Annotated in this window: 18 protein-coding genes; 9 read left to right on the forward strand and 9 right to left on the reverse strand. The window is 70.2% G+C overall.

Translation table 11 applies throughout. The features are described 5' to 3' along the window. The first annotated feature begins 14 nt into the window (after positions 1 to 14). Complete coding sequence (locus DLJ53_RS06635) at positions 15 to 1244, forward strand: adenylate/guanylate cyclase domain-containing protein (RefSeq protein ID WP_111343328.1); 1230 nt, start codon at positions 15 to 17, stop codon at positions 1242 to 1244. Further along, positions 1235 to 2449 carry an adenylate/guanylate cyclase domain-containing protein gene (locus tag DLJ53_RS06640; RefSeq protein WP_146619908.1) on the forward strand — a complete coding sequence of 405 codons (1215 nt, stop codon included), beginning with the start codon at positions 1235 to 1237 and terminating at the stop codon, positions 2447 to 2449. Before DLJ53_RS06635 ends, DLJ53_RS06640 begins: the two co-directional genes overlap by 10 nt. Before the next feature lie 80 nt (positions 2450 to 2529). On the opposite strand, the gene DLJ53_RS06645 is transcribed toward DLJ53_RS06640, so the two are convergent. Beyond that, positions 2530 to 3204 (reverse strand): nitroreductase, encoded by a 675-nt coding sequence (locus DLJ53_RS06645; RefSeq protein ID WP_111343331.1) that lies wholly within the window; start codon positions 3202 to 3204, stop codon positions 2530 to 2532. A gap of 212 nt (positions 3205 to 3416) precedes the next feature. Between DLJ53_RS06645 and DLJ53_RS06650 the strand changes: the two genes are divergently transcribed. From DLJ53_RS06650 to DLJ53_RS06665, 4 genes are read left to right on the forward strand one after another with little or no spacing between them, the layout of a single operon-like run. Further along, entirely contained in the window at positions 3417 to 4337 is a 921-nt protein-coding gene (locus DLJ53_RS06650; protein ID WP_111343333.1) for an SDR family NAD(P)-dependent oxidoreductase, read from the forward strand. An 11-nt stretch (positions 4338 to 4348) separates the two neighbouring features. Further along, positions 4349 to 4762 carry a Zn-ribbon domain-containing OB-fold protein gene (locus tag DLJ53_RS06655; RefSeq protein WP_111343334.1) on the forward strand — a complete coding sequence of 138 codons (414 nt, stop codon included), beginning with the start codon at positions 4349 to 4351 and terminating at the stop codon, positions 4760 to 4762. After that, a complete protein-coding gene (locus DLJ53_RS06660; RefSeq protein WP_111344169.1) occupies positions 4759 to 5904 on the forward strand; it encodes a thiolase C-terminal domain-containing protein in 1146 nt (381 codons plus the stop codon). Before DLJ53_RS06655 ends, DLJ53_RS06660 begins: the two co-directional genes overlap by 4 nt. A 39-nt stretch (positions 5905 to 5943) precedes the next feature. Further along, positions 5944 to 6726 carry an oxepin-CoA hydrolase, alternative type gene (locus tag DLJ53_RS06665; protein WP_111343336.1) on the forward strand — a complete coding sequence of 261 codons (783 nt, stop codon included), beginning with the start codon at positions 5944 to 5946 and terminating at the stop codon, positions 6724 to 6726. Here DLJ53_RS06665 and DLJ53_RS06670 read toward each other — a convergent pair. After that, positions 6713 to 8179, reverse strand: coding sequence for a hypothetical protein (locus tag DLJ53_RS06670; protein WP_111343337.1), 1467 nt, complete (start codon positions 8177 to 8179; stop codon positions 6713 to 6715). The two genes, DLJ53_RS06665 and DLJ53_RS06670, sit on opposite strands and share 14 nt — an antisense overlap. A gap of 16 nt (positions 8180 to 8195) precedes the next feature. Next, positions 8196 to 8690, reverse strand: a complete 495-nt coding sequence (locus tag DLJ53_RS06675; RefSeq protein WP_162408960.1) for a MarR family winged helix-turn-helix transcriptional regulator — start codon at positions 8688 to 8690, stop codon at positions 8196 to 8198. Between the two features lie 187 nt (positions 8691 to 8877). Here DLJ53_RS06675 and DLJ53_RS06680 point away from each other — a divergent pair, with 187 nt between their 5' ends. Next, positions 8878 to 9921, forward strand: a complete 1044-nt coding sequence (locus DLJ53_RS06680; RefSeq protein WP_162408962.1) for an acyl-CoA dehydrogenase family protein — start codon at positions 8878 to 8880, stop codon at positions 9919 to 9921. A 4-nt stretch (positions 9922 to 9925) separates the two neighbouring features. Next, positions 9926 to 11071: an acyl-CoA dehydrogenase family protein gene (locus tag DLJ53_RS06685; RefSeq protein WP_111343342.1), complete on the forward strand. Its 1146-nt coding sequence runs from the start codon at positions 9926 to 9928 to the stop codon at positions 11069 to 11071. 15 nt (positions 11072 to 11086) lie between these two features. On the opposite strand, the gene DLJ53_RS06690 is transcribed toward DLJ53_RS06685, so the two are convergent. The 4 genes from DLJ53_RS06690 to DLJ53_RS06705 form a co-directional block, all read right to left on the reverse strand. After that, positions 11087 to 11527 carry an acyl-CoA thioesterase gene (locus DLJ53_RS06690; RefSeq protein ID WP_111343344.1) on the reverse strand — a complete coding sequence of 147 codons (441 nt, stop codon included), beginning with the start codon at positions 11525 to 11527 and terminating at the stop codon, positions 11087 to 11089. A 112-nt stretch (positions 11528 to 11639) separates the two neighbouring features. Beyond that, the gene (locus DLJ53_RS06695; protein WP_162408964.1) at positions 11640 to 12578 is read right to left on the reverse strand and encodes a dienelactone hydrolase family protein; all 939 of its coding nucleotides are present in this window, start codon (positions 12576 to 12578) and stop codon (positions 11640 to 11642) included. A 38-nt stretch (positions 12579 to 12616) separates the two neighbouring features. After that, positions 12617 to 14134, reverse strand: a complete 1518-nt coding sequence (locus DLJ53_RS06700; protein ID WP_111343347.1) for a GH3 family acyl-acid amido synthetase — start codon at positions 14132 to 14134, stop codon at positions 12617 to 12619. Further along, positions 14127 to 16370: a penicillin acylase family protein gene (locus DLJ53_RS06705; RefSeq protein WP_111343349.1), complete on the reverse strand. Its 2244-nt coding sequence runs from the start codon at positions 16368 to 16370 to the stop codon at positions 14127 to 14129. The genes DLJ53_RS06700 and DLJ53_RS06705 overlap by 8 nt, the downstream gene beginning before the upstream one ends. Before the next feature lie 221 nt (positions 16371 to 16591). Here DLJ53_RS06705 and DLJ53_RS06710 point away from each other — a divergent pair, with 221 nt between their 5' ends. Beyond that, the gene (locus tag DLJ53_RS06710; RefSeq protein ID WP_111343351.1) at positions 16592 to 17692 is read left to right on the forward strand and encodes a DUF6473 family protein; all 1101 of its coding nucleotides are present in this window, start codon (positions 16592 to 16594) and stop codon (positions 17690 to 17692) included. Between the two features lie 194 nt (positions 17693 to 17886). Here DLJ53_RS06710 and DLJ53_RS06715 read toward each other — a convergent pair whose 3' ends face one another. Continuing rightward, positions 17887 to 18756: a class I SAM-dependent methyltransferase gene (locus DLJ53_RS06715; RefSeq protein WP_111343352.1), complete on the reverse strand. Its 870-nt coding sequence runs from the start codon at positions 18754 to 18756 to the stop codon at positions 17887 to 17889. 181 nt (positions 18757 to 18937) lie between these two features. Then, on the reverse strand, positions 18938 to 19588 hold the full coding sequence (locus DLJ53_RS06720; protein ID WP_111343354.1) for a DUF5872 domain-containing protein: 651 nt from the start codon (positions 19586 to 19588) through the stop codon (positions 18938 to 18940). Positions 19589 to 19605 lie beyond the last annotated feature (17 nt).

Below are 19605 nucleotides of genomic sequence, written 5' to 3' on the forward strand. Positions count from 1 at the left end.
GGTCCGCTCCGGCGATGAACGCGCCTGAGCGGGGCCGCGACGCGGCGGCCTACACCTACGCCGCGGCGATCGAGGAACTGGAGAAGTTCCTCGCCTTCGCCGCGATCGAGGACATCCCCGCCAGGGACCTCCTGGCCGGGTTTGCCGTTCGGGCCCGCGCCGCCGGCCTTTCGGTCGCACGGGTCCAGATCGCGTGGCGCCGGCTCGATCCGGTCTTCAACAGCCGCACGCTCCTGTGGACGCTGAGTTCCGGCGTCACGGAGGAGAACCGGACCCATGCCGACGGGCCGAACTCCGAGGAGTTCCGCACCTCGCCGATCGCCTACCTCCTCGGCGTGCCGGACGACACCTACCGGTGCCGCCTCGTCGGCGCCAACGCGCCGTTCCGCTTCCCCATCCTGGACCGCCTCGCGGCGGAGGGGCTGACGGACTATTTCCTCGCCCGGATCGGCTTCGGCCCGCAGGTCCATGTCATGCGGCCGGGCGGCGGGGTGATGATCTCCTTCGCGTCCGACGCTCCGGACGGCTTCAGCGATGCCGAAATGGCGGCGCTCGGGCGGATCCGGTACATGCTCGCCCTTTCCGTCCGCTCCACCATGCAGAAGGAGATCGGCAGCAGCCTGGCGCGGACCTACCTCCCGCGCACCGCCGGCGACCGCGTCCTCGACGGCGAGATCCTGCTCGGCCATGGCGACACGATCGACGCGGTGGTGTGGTACTGCGACCTGCGCGGCTCGACGGCGCTCTGCGAGCGCCTCGGCACCGACCGCTACCTGCCGTTCCTCAACGACTTCTTCGCCGTCACCGCGCGGCCCGTCGTCGAAAATGGCGGCGACGTGCTCGACTATATCGGCGACGCGGTGCTGGCGATCTTTCCACAGGGCGATGGCGTCACCCGCGCCCTCGCCGCGACGTCCGAGATCCGCACCCGCCTCGACGATTTCCGCATGCGCCACGCCGACGTCATCGGCGACCGGAAAGACCTTGCCGAATTGATCGGCGTTGCCATGGACATCGGCAGTGTCGTCTATGGCAATATCGGAATTACCGAACGCATGGCATTCTCCGCGATCGGCACGACGGTGAACCGCGTGTCCCGGATCGAGCGGCTGACGAAGACGTTCGGCGTGCCGATTCTGGTGACCGACGCGGTGGCGCGTCTGGCTGGCAAGGGGTGGATGAGCGTGGGACGGCCTGAGATCGACGGCATTTCCGACCCGCCGGAGCTCTTCTCGTGTCTCTAGTCGACTGCGAGCTGGAGGTCCGCGACCTGCAGCACTGGTTGACCGACAAGGCGCTGGAGGCTCGCGACGGCGGGGAACTCCTCACCGCGCTCGGCGACAAGCTGGGCGAGGCGGGCCTCGACGTCTCGCGCCTGTCCGTCGCCTGGCGCGCGCTCGATCCTCTCACCTACGCGCAGTACATCACCTGGACGAAGGGGGAGCCGCTCGACAGCGGCGCCATGTCCCATGCCGACAACGAGCGGCGCGACGGCACCAACAGCGTCCTGCGCTACATCGTCGAGAACGAGATCGAGTTCTACCGCGCGGACCTGACGCAGCCGGAGCAGCCCTACGCCCACCTCGCCAGCCTGCGCGACGAGGGCTTCACCGACTATGTCGGCACGATCACGAAGTTCGGCCGCGGCCACATCGACCACGGCGTGATGCGGGGCGTCTTCTTCAGCTTCTGCACCCGCGCGCCCGGCGGGTTCGACAAGGCGACGCTCGACGCGGTGATGGACCTTCGCCCGACCCTCGCGCTCGCCTTCCGCGCCCTCAACGAGACGTCGTCGGCGGAGGCGCTGGCGCGGACCTACCTCGGCCCGCTCGCGGCCGGGCGGGTGCTCGACGGCGCGATCCGCCGCGGCGACGCGGAGGTCATCCCGGCGGCGATCTGGTACAGCGACATGCGCGCCTTCACCCCGCTGGCCGAGGAGCTGACCCTCGACGAGACGATCGCCTTCCTCAACGAGGTGTTCGAGGCGACGGCGGGCGCCGTCGGCGACGCGGGCGGCCAGGTGCTGGACTTCATCGGCGACGCGGTGCTGGCGATCTTCCCGATCGAGGACGACGGCATCCGCCGCGCGCTGCGGGCGCTCGACGAGAGCCTGGAGCGTCTCGCCAAGATCCGCCGGCGCATCCTCACCAGCGACTCGCCGCCCGTCATGGTGGCGTCGGCGCGGGAGGGGCTGGTCGGGATCGCCCTCGCCGTCGGCGACGTGCGCTTCGGCAACATCGGGACGCCCCGCCGCCTGTCGTTCTCGGTGATCGGCCCGACGGTCAACATGGTCGCCCGGATCGAGGCGCTCACCAAGATGCTGCGGGAGCCCGTTCTGGTCTCCGCGCCGGTCGCCGACCTCGCGCCGGACCGTTTCGTCCTGCGCGGCGCCTTCAACCTGGAAGGCGTCCGGGACCGCCGCGCGCTCTACGGCCTCGCGAGGCGCTGACGGCGGCACGACCGCTGCGGGGTGCACCGGCGAACACCAACGCTACGGCAGACATCTCGGGGTGCCGTGCCGCCGGCGGCCTACACGCCGTGGAAGGTGGCGAAGTCGGCGAGCGCGGCGCGGTGGGCGCGGTGGGTGTTGGCCGGGTGGTCGGGGTCGGCGTAGCCGATCGCGATGCCGGTGAAGAGCATCCGCTCCGGCGGCGTCCCGAGGAACTTGCCGACCGCCCTCGGATAGGCCGACCAGTATTCCTGCGCGCAGGTGGAGACGCCCTCGGCCTGAAGCAGCAGCATCACCGTCTGCAGGTACATGCCGAGATCGGACCACTGCGGCGGGCCCATCTGCCGGTCGACCGTGCAGAAGAGGGCCATCGGCGCGCCGAAGAAGTCCGCGTTGCGCCGGAACCAGGCGCCACGCGCCTTCTTGTCCTCCCGCACGATGCCCATCGTGGCGTACATCGTCTCGCCGACGTCGAATCGCCGGTCCGAATAAGGCGGCGTGAGGTCCGGCGGGTAGACGCTGTACTCCCGCTCCGGCTCGCCGCGGGGGTGCTCGGCGAGGACGTCCTTCATCATCGCCCGGAAGCGGGCCATCGCCTCGCCCGCCACGATGTCGATGTGCCAGGGCTGGAGGTTCCCGCCCGAAGGCGCTCGCGCCGCCTCGGCGATGACGCGGTGGATGATCTCGCCCGGAACCGGGCGCTCCAGGAAGGCGCGCACGGAGATGCGGCGCGCCACCGCCTCGCTGACGTCCATCCCTAGAGCCCCCGGAAGGCGGCGCCGCTCGGCAGGCGAAGTCGCGCTCTGCGACGGTGGAGCGTCGGTGCGGCCATCCCCAAACATCCTTTCAACGGCCCGACTTGCGCGGGCCGCCGCAGAATATTACGCATGCATGCTATTAAACAAGCTGGCGGCATAGGACCGCCGCGAGCGACGGCGCGGTAGCGCCTGGGACGGGGAGGACGAGGATGGGCGCCAGCCAGCTCCTGGCCGGCAAGGTCGCGCTCGTGACGGGCGCGGGCCGCGGCATCGGCCGTGAAATCGCGATCATGATGGCCGCCCACGGCGCGGCCGTGATCGTCAACGACCTCGGCGCTTCGATGGAAGGCGACGTCACCGGCGAGACCCCCGCGGAGGAGGTCGCGAACCTCATCCGCGAGGCCGGAGGCGAGGCCGCCGTCAACACCGGTTCGGTCGCCGACTACGCCAGCGCCGAGGCGATGGTGCAGCAGGCCGTCGACACCTTCGGGCGCATCGACGCGGTGGTGAACAACGCCGGGATCCTGCGCGACGTGATCTTCCACAAGATGACGCCGGAGGACTTCTACGCGGTCGTCGACGTCCACCTGAAAGGTTCCTTCAACACCTCCCGCGCGGCGGCGCCGTTCTTCCGGCAGCAGCAGTCGGGGCGGTACATCCACTTCACCTCGACCTCGGGGCTGATCGGGAACTTCGGGCAGGCGAACTACTCGGCCGCCAAGCTCGGCATCGCCGGGCTGTCGAAGTCCATCGCGCTCGACATGCAGCGCTTCGGCGTCACCTCCAACTGCATCGCGCCCTTCGCATGGAGCCGGATGACGAGCTCCATCCCGGTCAAGAGCGACGAGGACGCCCAGCGCGTCGAGCGGCTCAAGACGATGAAGCCGGAGAAGATCGCCGCCGTCGTGACGGCGCTCGCCTCCGACCGGGCGAAGGACATCACGGCGCAGATCTTCGGCGTGCGCGCCAACGAGATCTACCTCTTCAGCCAGCCGCGGCCGATCCGCTCGGTCCATACGGCCGAGGGGTGGACGCCCGAGACGGTGCTGTCGACCGCGTTCGCGGCGATGGCGCCCCAGTTCGTGCCAAACGAGAGGTCCGGCGACGTCTTCTGCTGGGACCCGATCTGAGGGAGCCGAGGATGTCCGACCGGGTACTGCCGACGATCACGCCGGAGACGGCGCACTTCTGGGAGGGGGCGAAGGCGGGCGAGCTTCGCCTCCAGCGTTGCACGCCGCACGGCCACACCTACTTCCCGCCGCGCTTCTTCTGCCCGCACTGCGGCTCGCGCGACGTTGCGGTGGTGAAGGCGTCCGGACGCGCCAAGCTGCACAGCTACGTCATCAACCACATGAAGGCGCCCGGCTTCACGCCGCCCTTCATCGTCGCCGTGGTCGAGCTGGAGGAGGGGGTCAGGATGATGGGCAACATCCTCGAAGTGGAGCCGACACACGAGGCTGTCGCGCTCGACATGCCGCTCGAGGTGACGTTCGAGGAGCTGTCCGACGAGATCGCCCTGCCGCAGTGGCGTCCGGCGAGGGGGGCGGCCGAATGACCCCCGGATCCGTCGCCATCGTCGGGGCCGCCGAGTCCACCAGGATGGGCAAGGTGCCCGAGCTCTCCCAGCTCTCCCTGCACGCCGACGCCGCCCTCAACGCGCTCGACGACTGCGGTCTGACGCTGCAGGACATCGACGGCCTCGCAACCGCCGGTCAGGACCCGTCGGACGTGGTCCAGCACCTCGGCCTCAACCCGACCTGGGTGGACGGCACGTCCGTCGGCGGCTGCTCCTTCATGGTCCATGTGCGCCACGCCGTGGCGGCGCTGGAGTCGGGGCTCTGCACCACCGCGCTCATCACCCATGGCGAGAGCGGGCGCAGCCAGGTCGGGCGGCTGATGCGGGCGATCTTCCCGTCCGCGAACCAGCTCAACTTCGAGGCACCCTACGGCGTCACCCTCCCGCCGACGCGCTTCACAATCCCGGTCATGCGGATGATGAAGGAGACCGGGCTGACATTGGAGCAGCTCGCGACGGTTGCCGTGGTGCAGCGCGAGTGGGCCGCCTTCCACCCGCGCGCGATGTACCGCGATCCGATCACCGTCGACGACGTCCTGAACTCCAAGATGATCGCCGACCCCTTCCGCATCCTCATGTGCTGCCTTGTGACGGACGCGGGCGGGGCGCTGATCCTCACGAAGTCCGACCGCGCCAGGGACTTCCCCACGAAGCCCGTCTACGTGCGCGGCGCGGGAGAGAGCGCGGAGACCGCGATGATCTCGCAGATGGAGGACTTCACCTCCTCCCGAGCCTTCCGCGTCTCCGGGAAGGCGGCGTTCGAGTCGGCCGGGATCACCCATGCCGACGTCGACCACCTGATGATCTACGACGCGTTCGCCCACCTGCCGGTCTACGGGCTCGAGGACCTCGGCTTCGTCGGGCGCGGCGAGGGCGGGCCCTTCATCGCCGAGGGGAACACGCGGCCGGGCGGCAAGCTGCCGCTCAACACCAACGGCGGCGGGCTCTCCTACCAGCACTCGGGCATGTACGGCATGTTCGCGCTGCAGGAGAGCGTCAGGCAGATGCGCGGCATCTCGCCGGCGCAGGTGCCGGGCGCGAAGATCTCCGTCGCGCACGGTGTCGGCGGCATGTTCCATGCGGCGGGCACCGTGGTCCTGACCAACGAGGCGCAGTTCTAACCGGGGCCCCATGCCCCCAACAACGACGGGAAGACCCCGATGGCACGTGTCGAAACCCACCAGGACGGCGCCGTCCTGACGCTCGTCAACAACGACCCGGCGAGCCGCAACTCCCTCGTGGAGGAGGTCTACGTCGGCCTCACCGATGCGCTGAAGGCGGCGGAGGCGGACCCGGCGGTGCGCGCCGTGGTGCTGACGGGGGCCGGCGGGTTCTTCTGCTCCGGCGGCAACATCCAGAGCCTGAAGGAGCGCGTCGGCAGCGACTACGCCACCCGCCGGCGCAACGTGGAGAGGCTGCACGGCCTCATCCGCACGATGCGCAATCTTCGCCTGCCGATCATCGCGGCGGTCGAAGGGGGCGCGGCCGGGGCCGGGGCGTCGCTGGCGGCGGCGTCGGACCTCATCGTCGCGTCGAGCTCGTCCTACATGTCGATCGCCTACGTGAAGATCGGGCTGACGCCGGACGGCGGGGCGACCGTCTTCTTCGGCAGGGCGCTGCCGCGCCAGCTGGTGCAGGAGATGGTATGGACCGGCGACCGGGTGCCGGCCGAGCGGCTTCACGCGCTGGGGTTCGTCAACCGCCTCGCCGAGCCGGGGTCCGCGCTCGCCGACGCGCAGGCCTGGGCGGCCGAACTCGCCAGGGGTCCGGCGCAGGCGATCGCGCGGGGCAAGGCGCTCGTGAACAACGCGGCGACCGCCTCGATGGACGAGCAGCTCGACCTCGAGGCATCCGGCATCGCCGATGCCCTCGGCGGCGACGAGGCGCAGGAAGGCCTCAACGCCTTCCTGGAGAAGCGCCCCGCCGACTTTACCCGAGTGTGAGCGGCACGAAGACCGTCTCGATGGTGCCGATGAAGATCACCGAGGCGGCGTAGACCGAGAGATTGTAGACCCAGTTCCACCCCCACGAGAGACGCAGCGTCGGGATTCCCGTGAGACGGGAGAGAATCAGCGGCGCTGCGGTGAACTGGGAGGCGGTGAGCGACAGCGCCCAGCCGACGCTGAGCGACATGACCATCGCGAGCGGCGAGATCGGCAACGCGCCGAGCGCCTGGTAGGACGCGGCGAGGCAGACACCCACGACGATGGGCGTCAGCGCGATCTGCGCCGCGAGGATGATCAGCGCGGGCACCGCGGCGATGATCAGCACCTTGCCGGCCGGTCCGAGGCCGAGCGTCCATGCGAGCGCGTCGGTCGGCAGCAGCGCGCCCAGCATGGTGCCGATGAAGCCCGCCGAGGCGAGCGTCATCGCTTCCGGCGCCGAGCGCGGCAGCGACCGCATCACGATGCGGCCCATGCGGTGGGCCACCATCGCCGCCCGTTCCCGCGCGGGGAGCCTCGCGTTCTGAGTCGCGATCCAGGCGACGGTGAGGAAGGGCGCGGTCAGCATCAGCGCCGGCACGACCTCGATGTGCATCGCCGGGGCCAGGATGCCGGCGGCCGCGATCAGCACGGCGACGACGATCGCGAGGTCGCGGACGGCGCGCTTCGGCAGGGGCAGCGGCGGGCGGCGCTGGGGGAGGGCGCCGGCCATCGAGAGGCCGCGGCTGATCGCGCGCCCCTCGATCTGGTCCTGCGCCCAGCCGATCGCGAGCCAGATCATCGCCAGCGTGAAGCCGAAGACGAGGATCGCCGAGTGGGAGGCGCCGGGGAAGAGGTTGCCGAGGAGCGCCTGCGTCACCGTCGTCGGCGAGAACATCACGACGATGGCGAAGCCCCGCAGGGTCGCGGCGTACTGGCGGCGCTCCTTGATGGCGGTGACGTCCGGCGTGTCGCCCGCGGCCTTCGCGGCGTTGACGCCGGCCTGGATCAGCGGCGCCAGGAGCGAAAGGGCGCCGACGTTGGCGAGGGCCGCGAGGACCGCCGAGCCGATGGCGATGGCCCCGTAGCGGCGACTCGGCGGCTGGCGCGTCAGGTACTGGCCGAGGTGGTCGATGGCGAGGGAGGTCGACGCCGGCTCGCGCATGATCCCGATCAGCACCATGAACGCGGCGAGGAAGCACGACTGCTGGATCCCCTTCCACATCACCGCCCCCGGGTCGGGCAGCACGAAGATGCCGATGATCGCGAGGATGACGGCGGCGGTGGCGAGCACCCGTTCACGCGTGGTGATCAGCGCCTGGCCGACGAGGAGGAACGTGACGAGCAGGACCGCCGCTATCGCGGACGTCTCGAAATGGCCGGTGATGCGTGCCGCCAGTCCGAAAACCGCCGTGAGGAAGAGAGTGATGGCGGTCAGGCGTTTGAAGGGGCCGAGCGGCGCGTCGTTGTCCATAGACTCCGGGGTCAGGCTAGTCGGCGGCGCCGGGATCCTCGGCACCACCCTTGGGATCGCGGCAAGCTTCGCTGCGCAGGGCATTCTGGAGATTGAGGCGGATCGCCCGCAGTTTCTCCTCGATGGCTTCGATCTCGTCCACCGTCATGCCCGCATAGGCGGTATCGTCGATCGCGGCGATCGCCTCGGCCATCGCGTCGAGCATCGGGTGGGCGCGCTCGGTGAGGTGGACGCGGTTGGCGCGCCGGTCGTTGGGATCGGTCTGCCGGGTGATGAGGCCGCGCGCCTCCAGCCGCTCGATGAGCCCGCCGGCCGCCGCCGCGCCGATCTCCAGTCTCGCGGCAATCTCCGACTGGGTGAGGCCATCCTCGCGGTAGAGGTGCGCGATCACCGACGACTGGCTCGACGTGAGGCCGTAGGGCTCCAGCATCCGGTCGAACAGTTTGGCCCTGAGCCGCGCGATCTCGCGGAACAGGAGGCGGTTGGTGGGCACGCCACGCGGCGGAGGCACTCGCATCTCCCGGTCGGGCGGCCGGGCCGCACGGAACCTGTTGAGATGCGACAATAATACGCTGCCGTATCGTTCGGCAAACCGGAGGCTTCGCGGCCTTCCCCTTCCGGACGCCGTGTGGAATTCTGCAACGCAATATGTCGCCGGACGAACCGGCGCCCGAGGTGAGGATATGTCCGACAGTCTGTTGACCGATTCCGCGACCCAGGTGTTCGCGGATGCCGAGGAGGCGGCGCGCTGCCCCCGTGACGAAGCCGCCTGGTCCGCCGCCCTCTGGGCGCGCGTCGAGGAGGCCGGCTTCCCCGAAGCGCTGACCTACGACGAGTCGGACGGCATCACCACCGCCGACGCGCTCGGGATCGTGCGTGTCGCCGCCGCCCACGCCGCGCCGGTGCCGATCGGCGAGACGATGGTGGCGCACTGGCTCCTCGCCCGTGCCGGTGTCGCGGCGCCGTCTGGCCCGTTGACGGTCGGCCCCGTCGTCGCCGGCGAGGCGCTGACCGCCCGTGAGGGCGACGGCGCGCTCTACGTCGAGGGCCGCCTCTCCGGCGTTCCCTATGCCCGGTTTGCCGCCGGCGTCGTGGTGCTGGTGGAGGTCGAGGGGCGGACGCTCGCGGTCTGCCTGCGCGCCGAGGACATCGGCACCGAGCCGGGCCTCAACCTGGCATGCGAGGCGCGCGACGACGTCGTCGTGAAGACCGCCGTGCCGCCGGACCGGTTCGGCCCGTCGCCGACCGACGCGGCGGGGCTCTTCGCGATCGGGGCGACGTTGCGCAGCGTCGCGCTGGCGGGCGCGCTGGAGACGGTGCTGTCGCGCACCGTCGCCTACGCCGGCGAACGGGTGCAGTTCGGCCGGCCCATCGCCAAGTTCCAGGCCATCCAGCACAGCCTCGCCGAGATCGCCAGCGAGGCGGCCGCCGCCCGCGCCGCCGCCGACATGGCGAGCGAGGTGCTGACCGGGCCCGAGGCGCGCACACTCGCCGCCGTCGCGAAGGCGCGCACCGGCGAGGCGGCCACGAAGTCGGCCGGCCTCGCCCACCAGGTGCACGGGGCCATCGGCTTTACGCTGGAGCACTCGCTCCATCTCTATACCCAGCGCCTCTGGGCCTGGCGCGACGAGTTCGGCACCGAGGCGGACTGGTCTCTCGTCCTCGGCGAGGCGGCGCTTGAGGCGGGGCCTGCCGGCTACTGGCCGATGATCACCGACCTCGACCACCGGGTGGGACTGTAACGCCATGGACCAGATCGCCTTCGCCCCGCCCGTCGACGACGCCGCCCTGCACGAACTGCGCCGGGAGGTCCGCGCCTTCCTCGCCGAAACCATCGGCGACCACGCGCCGGGCCAGCGCATCCGCTCCTGGATGGGCAACGACGCCGCCTTCTCCCGCGCCTGCGGCGAGGCGGGCTACCTCGGCATGACCTTCCCGACCCGCTACGGCGGGCAGGGGCGCACCTCGATGGAGCGCTACGTCGTGACCGAGGAGATGCTCGCCGCCGGCGCGCCGGTCGGCCTGCACTGGATCGCCGACCGCCAGTCCGGCCCGCTTCTGCTCCAGTACGGCACCGAGGAGCAGCGCCGGGAGATCCTGCCCCGGGTCGCCGCCGGGGAGTGCTACTTCTGCATCGGTATGTCGGAGCCGGACTCGGGGTCGGACCTCGCCGCCGCGCGCACCCGGGCCGAGCCGGTCGACGGCGGCTTCGTCATCAACGGCACCAAGGTCTGGACGACGAACGCCCACCTCGCCCACTACATGATCCTCTTCTGCAAGACGGAGGCGGCGGAGGACCGGCACGGCGGCGCGAGCCAGCTTCTCATCGACCTGTCGACCCCCGGCATCACCATCAGCCCGATCCTCAACATGGCCGGCAAGCACGAGTTCAACGAGGTCAGCTTTCGGGACGTCTTCGTGCCGGAGACCGCGCTGATCGGTACCCGCGGCGGGGGCTGGGCCCAGGTGATGGGCGAACTCGCCTTCGAGCGCAGCGGTCCGGAGCGCTTCCTGTCGACCTTCGCGGTGCTGGTCGAGCTCATCCGCCACGCCTCCGCCGAACCGACGCGCGAGGCGAAGATCGCGGTCGGCCGGCTGACGGCGCACCTCGTCACGATGCGGCGCATGTCGCGCTCGGTGGCGGGGCTCCTGCAGGCGGGGGAGAACCCGTCGCTGCAGGCGACCATCGTCAAGGATCTCGGCGCCGTGTTCGAGCAGGACCTGCCGGAGATTGCCCGGCTCCTCGTCCCCCGGCCGGTCGGGCGCGCGGGACAGAGCGACTACGAGGCGGTGCTCGACTACGCCATCCTCCACGCCCCGTCGTTCTCCCTGCGCGGCGGCACGCGGGAGATCCTGCGCGGCATCATCGCCCGGGGGCTGGGCCTGCGCTGATGCCGCGGCGCGGCGTCAGGCCATCGCGCTGGCGAGGGCGTCGCGCATGCGGTCCGGCCAGGCGGCCGGGCGGCGCGTGTCGCGGTCGACGAGAACGTGGGTGAAGTGCGCCTCGGCGGCCGCGGTGGCGCCCTCCTCGGTCGGCGCCTCGAAGAGGCCGGCGTGCCAGGTGACGCTGGAATTGCCGATCCGCGCCACCTTCAGCGCCACGACGACGTCCTGCGGGAAGGAGAGCGGCGCGTGGTACCGGCACCCCGTCTCCACCACCAGCGCGATCACCGGGCCGGAGTGGATGTCGATCCCCGCCCGGGCGATCATGAACCGGTTCACCGCGGTGTCGATGAAGCCGTAGTACGCCGCGTTGTTGATGTGGCCGTAGATGTCGTTGTCGGCCCACCGCGTGGTGAACGTCTCGCTCAGCGGGTAGTCCGACAGGCGGGAGGGCGGTGGTCGCATCGAAGGTCCTTCCAGCATGCCCCTCAATCATAACCGAAAATCATGACGCCGGGACAACCGTTCGGCGAGTTTCACCAGCCGTGTGCGCCGCGAGGCGGCCGGGCGTGTCGCGTCACTGCGCGGCGACCGTGGTCTCCGGGGCTCCGGCGCGGGCGGTGAGGGTGCGCAGCAGGATCTCGTCGGTCCTGCGCATCACGTCCTCGTCGCGCAGCAGGTGGAAGCCCTTGAGGCTCACGGAGCGGGCGATCATCATTAGCCGGGTGGTGAAGTTGGTGATCTTGCGGCCGCTCCGCTCGTCGAAGATCGCGTGTCCGGGGTCGATCCAGGTGCCGAGGTCGCGGATGTTGAAGCGGTCGAAGCGGCGCACGAGGTCGTCGCTGTCCCACTGGTGGTAGGTGTCCGGGAAGACGTGGTTCTCCACCGCCGAGCCGCCGTGCGACAGGTCCCCGGCGATGAGGTCGAGCCGCTTCGGATGGAAGTTCCGGTCGAGCTCGCCGTTCAGGATCGCCAGCGGGGCGCCCGTCGTGCGGTAGTCCTCGAGGCGGGGGACCGTCGGGCCGTAGTAGGAGACGTGCGCGGCGAAGGCATCGTCCGTCGGCGCGAACAGGCGGCGGATCTGCTCGTAGGCGGTGAGGATCGAGATCATCCCGCCGTAGGAGAAGCCGATGTTGTAGATGCGCCTGCGGTCGACGTCCGGCCGGGCGGCGAGCCACGTGAGGGCCGCGAACGCGTCCGCCAGCATCATCGACTCGGTGACGTTGATGGCCCGGATGGGGTGGGCCGCGTTCTCGAACCCGCGCGTCTTGAACGAGTCGATCACCAGCGTGAGGAAGCCGTGCTGGGCGAGGAACCGGCCGTAGCGCCGCTCGCGCGAGGATTTCACGCCGCCGAGCCCCTCCGACACGACGACGGCGGGGAACGGTGGCTGGAAGGCGGTCGGGGTGTAGAGCTCGGCGGCCATCGACGTGCCGGCCTTTGAGCGACCATAGTCCGTCAGCACGAAGGGGCTGGTGGTGGGGATGGTCACGCGCTCGGCGCTGACGTCGTCCATGTTTCCGGGCTCTCCTGTGTCGCGAGGCGGCTCGTTCATCAAACGGTCTCGCCCGCGGCAAGTTTCATCACATCGCGCCGCACCTCCTCGGACGCGGCGACGCGCGGGACCTTGTTCTGCCCGCCGAGCTTGCCACGCGCGCGCATCCAGCCGGTAAACGCGCCGGGCTCGACCAGCACCGCCCTGGGGGCCTTGAGCTGGTAGTCGCCGCGCCTGTGCACCTCGTAGTCCTCGTTGCCCTGCTGGAGCGCGCGGTCGAGGACGTCGGCGAAGCGCGCCGCGTCCGCCGGTCCGTCGAGCTCCACCACGAAGACGTGCTGGCCCGCGCTCTCCCCCCGCGCCGGATAGACCGGGGCGACGGTGTATTCGGCGACGGACCGGCCGGCGTCGTGCGCCGCAGCGAGGACGGCCGCCTCGATCTCGCGGCCGGAGAGGTGCTCGCCGAAGGCGGAGAGGTAGTAGGACGTGCGGCCCGTCACCTTCACGCGCGGCGGGTCGCCGGGGATCAGCTCGACCACGTCGCCGATCCGGTAGGCCCAGAGGCCCGCGCAGGTGGAGAGGACGAGGCCGTATTCGCCGGCCGGAGCGTCGGCGAGGGTGAGGCGCGTCGGGCTCTCGCTCTCCCACTCGTCGATGGGCACGAACTCGAAGAAGAGGCCGATGTCGGTGTTGAGGCGCAGCCCCTCGTCGACGCCGCGGTCGGCGGACGCGACGAAACCCTCGGACGCCGAATAGGCCTCGCGCCAGTCGACATCGGGGTTCGGGCACCAGTGCTCGAACGTCTCGCGGTAGGGCGCGAAGCTCATGCCGCCGTAAACGAGAAGGTTGAGGTTGGGATAGAACGCCCGCACGTCGTGCGGCCGGCCGGAGACGGCCGCGAGCCGCTCGAAGAAGAGCAGGAGCCACGACGGCGTCCCGGCGATGCAGTGGATCGGCTCGTCGAGCGACAGGCGGGCGAGGCGGTCGATCTTGGTCTCCCAGTCCGCCTCCAGCGCCTCCTTGATGGAGGGAAAGACGAACGGGTTCGACCAGCGGGGGTTCTCCAGCCGTGCGATGCCGGAGAGGTCGCCTGCCTTGATGCCGTCGCCGAGGTCCTCCATCGCCACCGACCCGGACAGCATGAACGACTTGCCGCCGAGGACATCGCTCCGCGGATGGCGGCGGACATGGTGGGCGAGGAGGTCGGTCCCGGCCCGAGCGTTGGAGCGGATCATCTCCCGCGTCACCGGGATGTGCTTGGTTCGCCCGCTGGAGGTGCCGGACGACACGGCGAAATAGGGCACCGTCCCCGGCCAGGTGACGTCCTCGAGCACGGGGAAGGTCGCGTCGAAGTAGTCGCGCTTGAAGTCCTCGAAGGAGCGCAGCGGCACGCGGGCCTGGAAGTCGGCCACCGAGCGGATCGAGGCGAAGTCGTGGTCGCGGCCGAAGCGGGTCCTGGCGGCGCGGCGCACGAGGCGCAGGAGCTGGGTCTCCTGCGTGGCCGCGGCGCTGCGCCGCGCGAGGCGCTTGTCGCGCAGTCGGGCGTAGCCGCGCAGGAGGGGCGTCGCGTCAAGCATCGGGCGTCACGGGGGTGACGTGGCGGAACTCCTCGGCGAGGCGATCGACCGTGAAGGGCAGGCGGATCTGCTCGCCGCGCCGCCACGCACCCAGCATGTCGAACATCGTGCGCGAGCCCGGCCAGCCGTCCTGTCCGCCGAGAAGCACCGCCCAGGTGCCGTCCTCGTCCGAAAGGTCGGCGACGAAGCGGGCGTTCGCGCCGAAGTTCGACGTGTGCACCTTCTGCGTGAACGGGTGCATCGACTTCATCGCCGTGTCGTTGGACCCGCCGGACGGGAACTCGATGGTCGGAAGCCGTGTGGCGAGCCAGGGGAGCTTCGAGAGCGGGTGCGACAGGCGGACCTTGTGCAGGTTCCCCCAGGTGCGATGCGCCTCGAACGGCGCGGCGGCCGACTCCAGCGCGCCGCGCAGCGCGACGACGAGGTCGGTCTTGGGCGAGGCGTCGACGAGCCGTTCGAGACGGGAGAACGGCCGCCAGTAGGGGCTCACGAAGCGCTTCGGCGAGCGTTCCTCGAGCGCCTTCACCAGCGGCTCGGCGACCAGCTCGAACGCGAGCGCACCGGAGGAGTCGACGCCGTAGCGCCCGTCCCACGCCGCGATCGCCTCGATCACCGGTCCCGCGAGGCCGACGTCGGACGCCGCGATCTTCAGCATCTCGGCGATCCTGAGCGCCGGGGCGTGCATGACGTCGAGCTGCAGGGCCTTGAGGTCGTCGGCGGTGAAGTCGTCGCGCGCCGCCAGGACCTCGCCGATGCGGCGGAAGCGGTGGTCGGCAGCGAAGAAGAGGCTGATCGTCACCGGCGGGTCCACCGGCGCCTCGTTGGCGGAGACGACGTAGCCGTCCGCCGGGTCGACGATCATCGGCAGCTCCCGCCCGGTGAGGAGCCGGGACCACTGCCGGTGCGCCTCCTGAGGCGGGACGACGAGGTCGTCGGGCGTCGCGAGCGGGCGCTGGGGGATGTGCGCGGCGATCATCTTGCCGACGCTGCCCGACGGGTCGGCCCACAGCATGTTGAGGCCGGGGAGGGCGTAGCCGTCGATCGCGTCGGCGAACGTCTCCCAGGAGGAGGCGCGCATCAGGTTGCGGAACGGGGTGTACTCGTCGCTCGGACGATGGCCCATCCAGTGCAGCGCGACCGTGCCGGAGGCGATGTTGAAGGCGTGGGCGTCGCTGACGATCGGCCCGAAGGCACTCTCGCGCGCCTCCACCTCGTGTTCCTTCCTGCCGGCCCTGATGGCGATGCTGCGCGTCCGGAGCGGCTCGCCGGCGACGTCCACCAGCTCGGACGACGTGGCGTGGAGGTTCGTGCCGCCCCACGCGCCGTGCTGGTTGCGCCCGACGCCGAAGATCGGCAGAGCCGGGATCATGAAGCCCCAGAGGGTGATCTCGGGCGTCCTGAACCCGGCGATGAGCCACAGGTTCGGCGAGGTGATGATGTGATGCGGGTCGCACGCGAGCATCGGCACGCCCGAGGCGGTTCGCGACCCGGCGAGCGCGTAGGCGTTGGATCCGGCCCGGTCGAACGCGGTGGGGAGCGCGTCCTCCAGGTTGTCGGCGCCTATGAGGATGTCCTCGTCGGCGACGGCGGCGACCCCGATCAGCTCGGTCCACATGCGCGACCACTCCGGGTCCTCGCGCAGCGGGCTCAGCGTGCGCCACACCCGCCATGCGTAGTCGGCGGAGCACAGGCGCGAGACGGCGAAGAGGTGTTCGGCAGTCCACGGCTCGTACGGGACGCCGAGCGTGTCGAATTCGGGCGGGAGGCTGGCGTCGGCGGCGGCGTTGATGCCGTCGGCGAACCCGTCGATCCAGGCGCGCGTGTCCTCCGGCATCAGGGCGAGAGAGGACTCGGTCGCGCGCGGAAAGTCGATGAGTCGCACCAGGCGGTCGAGCTCGAGGGCCGACTGTCCGGCGATCTCGGCGACGCGGCCGAGCGCGATGCGGCGCATCAGCTCCATCTGCGCGAGGCGCAGGTGGCCGTGGACGATCCCGAGGCCGACCGCGGCGTCGCGGTCCGAACCCGCCTCGACGAACGGGATGTGATTGTCGTTCCAGCGGATCGTCAGCGGCGTCGCGACCGGGGCCCTGGGCGGCAGCATCGCGAGGCGCTGGTCGACCGAGAGCGGGGGAAAGCGTCGCACCGCCGAGCGACGCAGCACGGAGGCGGCGAGGCCGGCGAGGCCGAATGCCTGCCGCGTGCGGCGACCGAGGTGCTGGAATGTCGAAGCTGCCATCTGGCGGAAAACCGTCGCCTGGGGGGAAGGGTTCCGCACAAGCGCCCGTGGCGGACGGGCAGGGCCGGTGCGGCGCGTGACGCGTCACCACGCATGGGAGCATGCCTGTGCGACGTGGCCACGCGTCTGAGGAATAACAACCATCTGCCAGGCGCGCAGCCCTTCGCACGCATGGCATGCCGCACTATGATATCGATCAAGTGCAACCAGGACAGGCGTTGATGGGAAACGAAGCGTACCAGGAGCGTGATGCGGCGTTCTTCGACTACCAGCTCTTCGACCGCTTCGACTTCCAGCTTCGCGGACCCGAGTGGCCGATCGACGCGCCGGCCGATTTCAACATCATAGGCTCGGCCCGCGTCTTCGGGTGTTTCGTCGAGAAGTCGATGACGGCCTTCCTCGCCGAGCGCCACGGGATCACCGCCCGCAACTTCGGCACGGCCGGCGGCAATCCGTACATGTTCCTGAGGCGGCCGGAGCTCCTGGAGTACCTCTCCACCTCGAAGGCGATGCCGATCATCCAGGTCTGCGGCGCCGACGGCCACACGAACGACTGGTTCACGCGGATCACCGGCCGGACGATGAAGGTCAAGGCGGACGGGCTCGGTGTGAAGGTCGGCTCCCGCGTGCGCGCCGGGATGGGCTACCGCACCGCCTTCAAGGAGCGTCCTTTCGAGGAGGTGGTCGAGCAGATCCGGAAGGGGCAGGACTTCCTGCTGGAGGACTACAAGGAGCTGAAGAAGGCGCTCGGCCGCCCGGCGGTCGTCATGTACTTCTCCGACCGCCCGGCCCGACCGCTCAACAAGCGCACCTACCGGGACCTCTTCACCTTCCCGCACTGCGTCGATCTGCGCATGTGGGAGGAGCTGCAATCGATCTTCGACTACAGCCTCGAGATCGTGTCCAGCGAGGGGATGCCGTTCGAGGTCACCAACGGCACCACGTCGGTGCGTGTGGACCGCTACCCGTCCGAGTCGATGCACCGCTACGCGGCCGAGGTGATCGCCGAGCACCGCGCCGCGATGCTGGCCCTCGCCGACGGACCGGCCAAGCCCGTCAAGACGCGCCGCCGCAAGACCGAGGTCGTGGCACCGGCTCCCCGGGCCGACGCCCCGGCTAGCAAGGGCGAGGCGACCGCGCGGAAGAAGGAGGCGCCGGCACGCAAGAGCGAGGCGAAGCCGCGCAAGGCGGAGGCTCCGGCACGGCAGGCGGCAGGCAGCGCGCGTCAGCCGCCGGCGGATCCTTCCCGGGTCGAGGAGCGGCGCCGCAAGGCCGCCGAGGCCCGCCGCCAGCGCCGCGAGGCCGCCAACCGGACGGCCTGACCCGCTCGGCCGGACGTCCGAAGGTGCCCGTTATATTCCCGTCGTGCCGCGGTCACGTCGGTCGGCGACCGGTCGGAAGCGCTACTCCATAGCCCGAAGCGGCTCCTGCTCCACCGGGTCGACAGGGCGGATTGAGCCCGTTCCCTCAGGTGGCCGAACAGCCGAAACGGGCTGCCATCATGTGCCGAGGCATCTCAGACCGCGATTGCCGTGAACAGGCGAGCGGTTTGTGGTGAGATCAGATCGGAGCCGTGCACGAGATCACGGCAGGACGACAGGACGTCGGACACGATGTCCGCCATGACGCCTTCGCCACGTGCCGTAACCGCTGGCCCCACCGGATTGCCCTTGATCTCGAGGGGGATGCTCGTCTCGGGATCGCGGATGACCCGATCGATCGTCAAGTCGCTCGATCGGACCTCGGCGAAACCCGATGACCGCAGCAGCGCGGGAATGGCGTCCAATCCAGGATAGGTGAAGGGGGCGAGGGAGCGCGTCGCGTCCTGCGACGACACGTGCCGCCCTATCGCCTCCGCCAAGGCGATGAAGAAGCGCGGCGGTTCCGCCCAGACAGTGAGGATGAACCGCCCCCCAGGGCGCAGTACGCGCCGGATCTCATTCATGGCCGAGGCCTCGTCGGGGAAGAACTGGAGGCCCTGCTGACATATCGCGACCGTGAAGGCGCCGTCCGCGAAAGGCATGCTGGTCACGTCGCCGACTTCCCACCGGTAGGCGTCCGGCTGTTGGCTCGTGACGGCGCGTGCCGTCGCAATCATGCCCTCGTTGAGATCGAGGCCGGTGATCGCTGCCTTCGGCGAGTGCTGGTGCAGTACACGACTCACGATGCCCGTGCCGCAAGCGACATCGAGGACGACATCCTCGTCGGAGATGCCGACGACGGCTAGCGTCGCCTCGGCCAGCGGTCGGAAGATCGCTACGACCTTCTGCTGCTCGTACGCTGTCGCTGCGCCTCGAGCGAGCTGAAAAGCATCCCTTGCCATGCCGAACTCCTCCTTCGCGAACGACCCGGACGCGAGAGCGCGGTCGTCGGAACTGTCTTCCACATTCTCACGCAATGGAAGGCGAGCCGTCGGCCAGTTCGCCGGCAAGTTTGAAAAGCTGAGTCACGCCCGCCGGCAGCTCGCGGAGGGGATCCGTCGTCAGGTCGAACTGAGACGCAAGCCGGCTCCGAAAGCCGGTGTACGCTGCGCCCGGCGGGACGCCAACGGGCGCATGTCAGTTCGGTCAGGCCGGGGCGGCGGAATGGGTGGCCTCGGCGATGGCCTGGCGGAGGTCGGACTTCGACATCTCCGACCGGCCGGAGACGTCGAGCATGCGGGCGAGGGTCATCAGCGCGCCCTTGCTGGCGGTGTCGTCGTCGGTCGCCGCCTGCAGCACGGCATCCTTGAGATCGTCCTTGTCCATCCGGGAGCGGCCGGAAATATCGAGCATCCGGGCGAGCTGCATCAGATCCGACTTGCTCGGCGCGCCGCCGAGGGCGCTCCCGTGGCGGTGCTTCGCGGTCTTGGCCGCTATTTCGTCCGGCTGGTGCGAGAACTGCTGGCCCTCGCGGCTGTCACGACGCTTCTTCGCGCTGGTCCGGCGGTACTCCTCGTCGGACAGGGCTTCGCGGGCCTTCCTCGGCAGGTAGCGCTCGCCGGTGTCCATGCTGCGCTTGCCGGACTTCGTGCCCCAGTCTTCCGCGGTCCAGCGGTCGAGGTCGTTGTCGGGTGACCGGGGGCCGACGTAGCCGCCGCCGCGGCGCTTGTACTCAGAGACGGCGAGCTGGGCCTTGCGGGCGGACCATTCGCCCGCCCGGCCGCCCTTGTCGGACCGCGTGATCTCCCGCTTGACGTCCTCCCAGAGCTTCGGGTCCGTGCGCTTTGCGCTCGACATCGTTTCCCCTCCTGTTT

This window comes from Acuticoccus sediminis (genome assembly GCF_003258595.1).
Classification (GTDB): domain Bacteria; phylum Pseudomonadota; class Alphaproteobacteria; order Rhizobiales; family Amorphaceae; genus Acuticoccus; species Acuticoccus sediminis.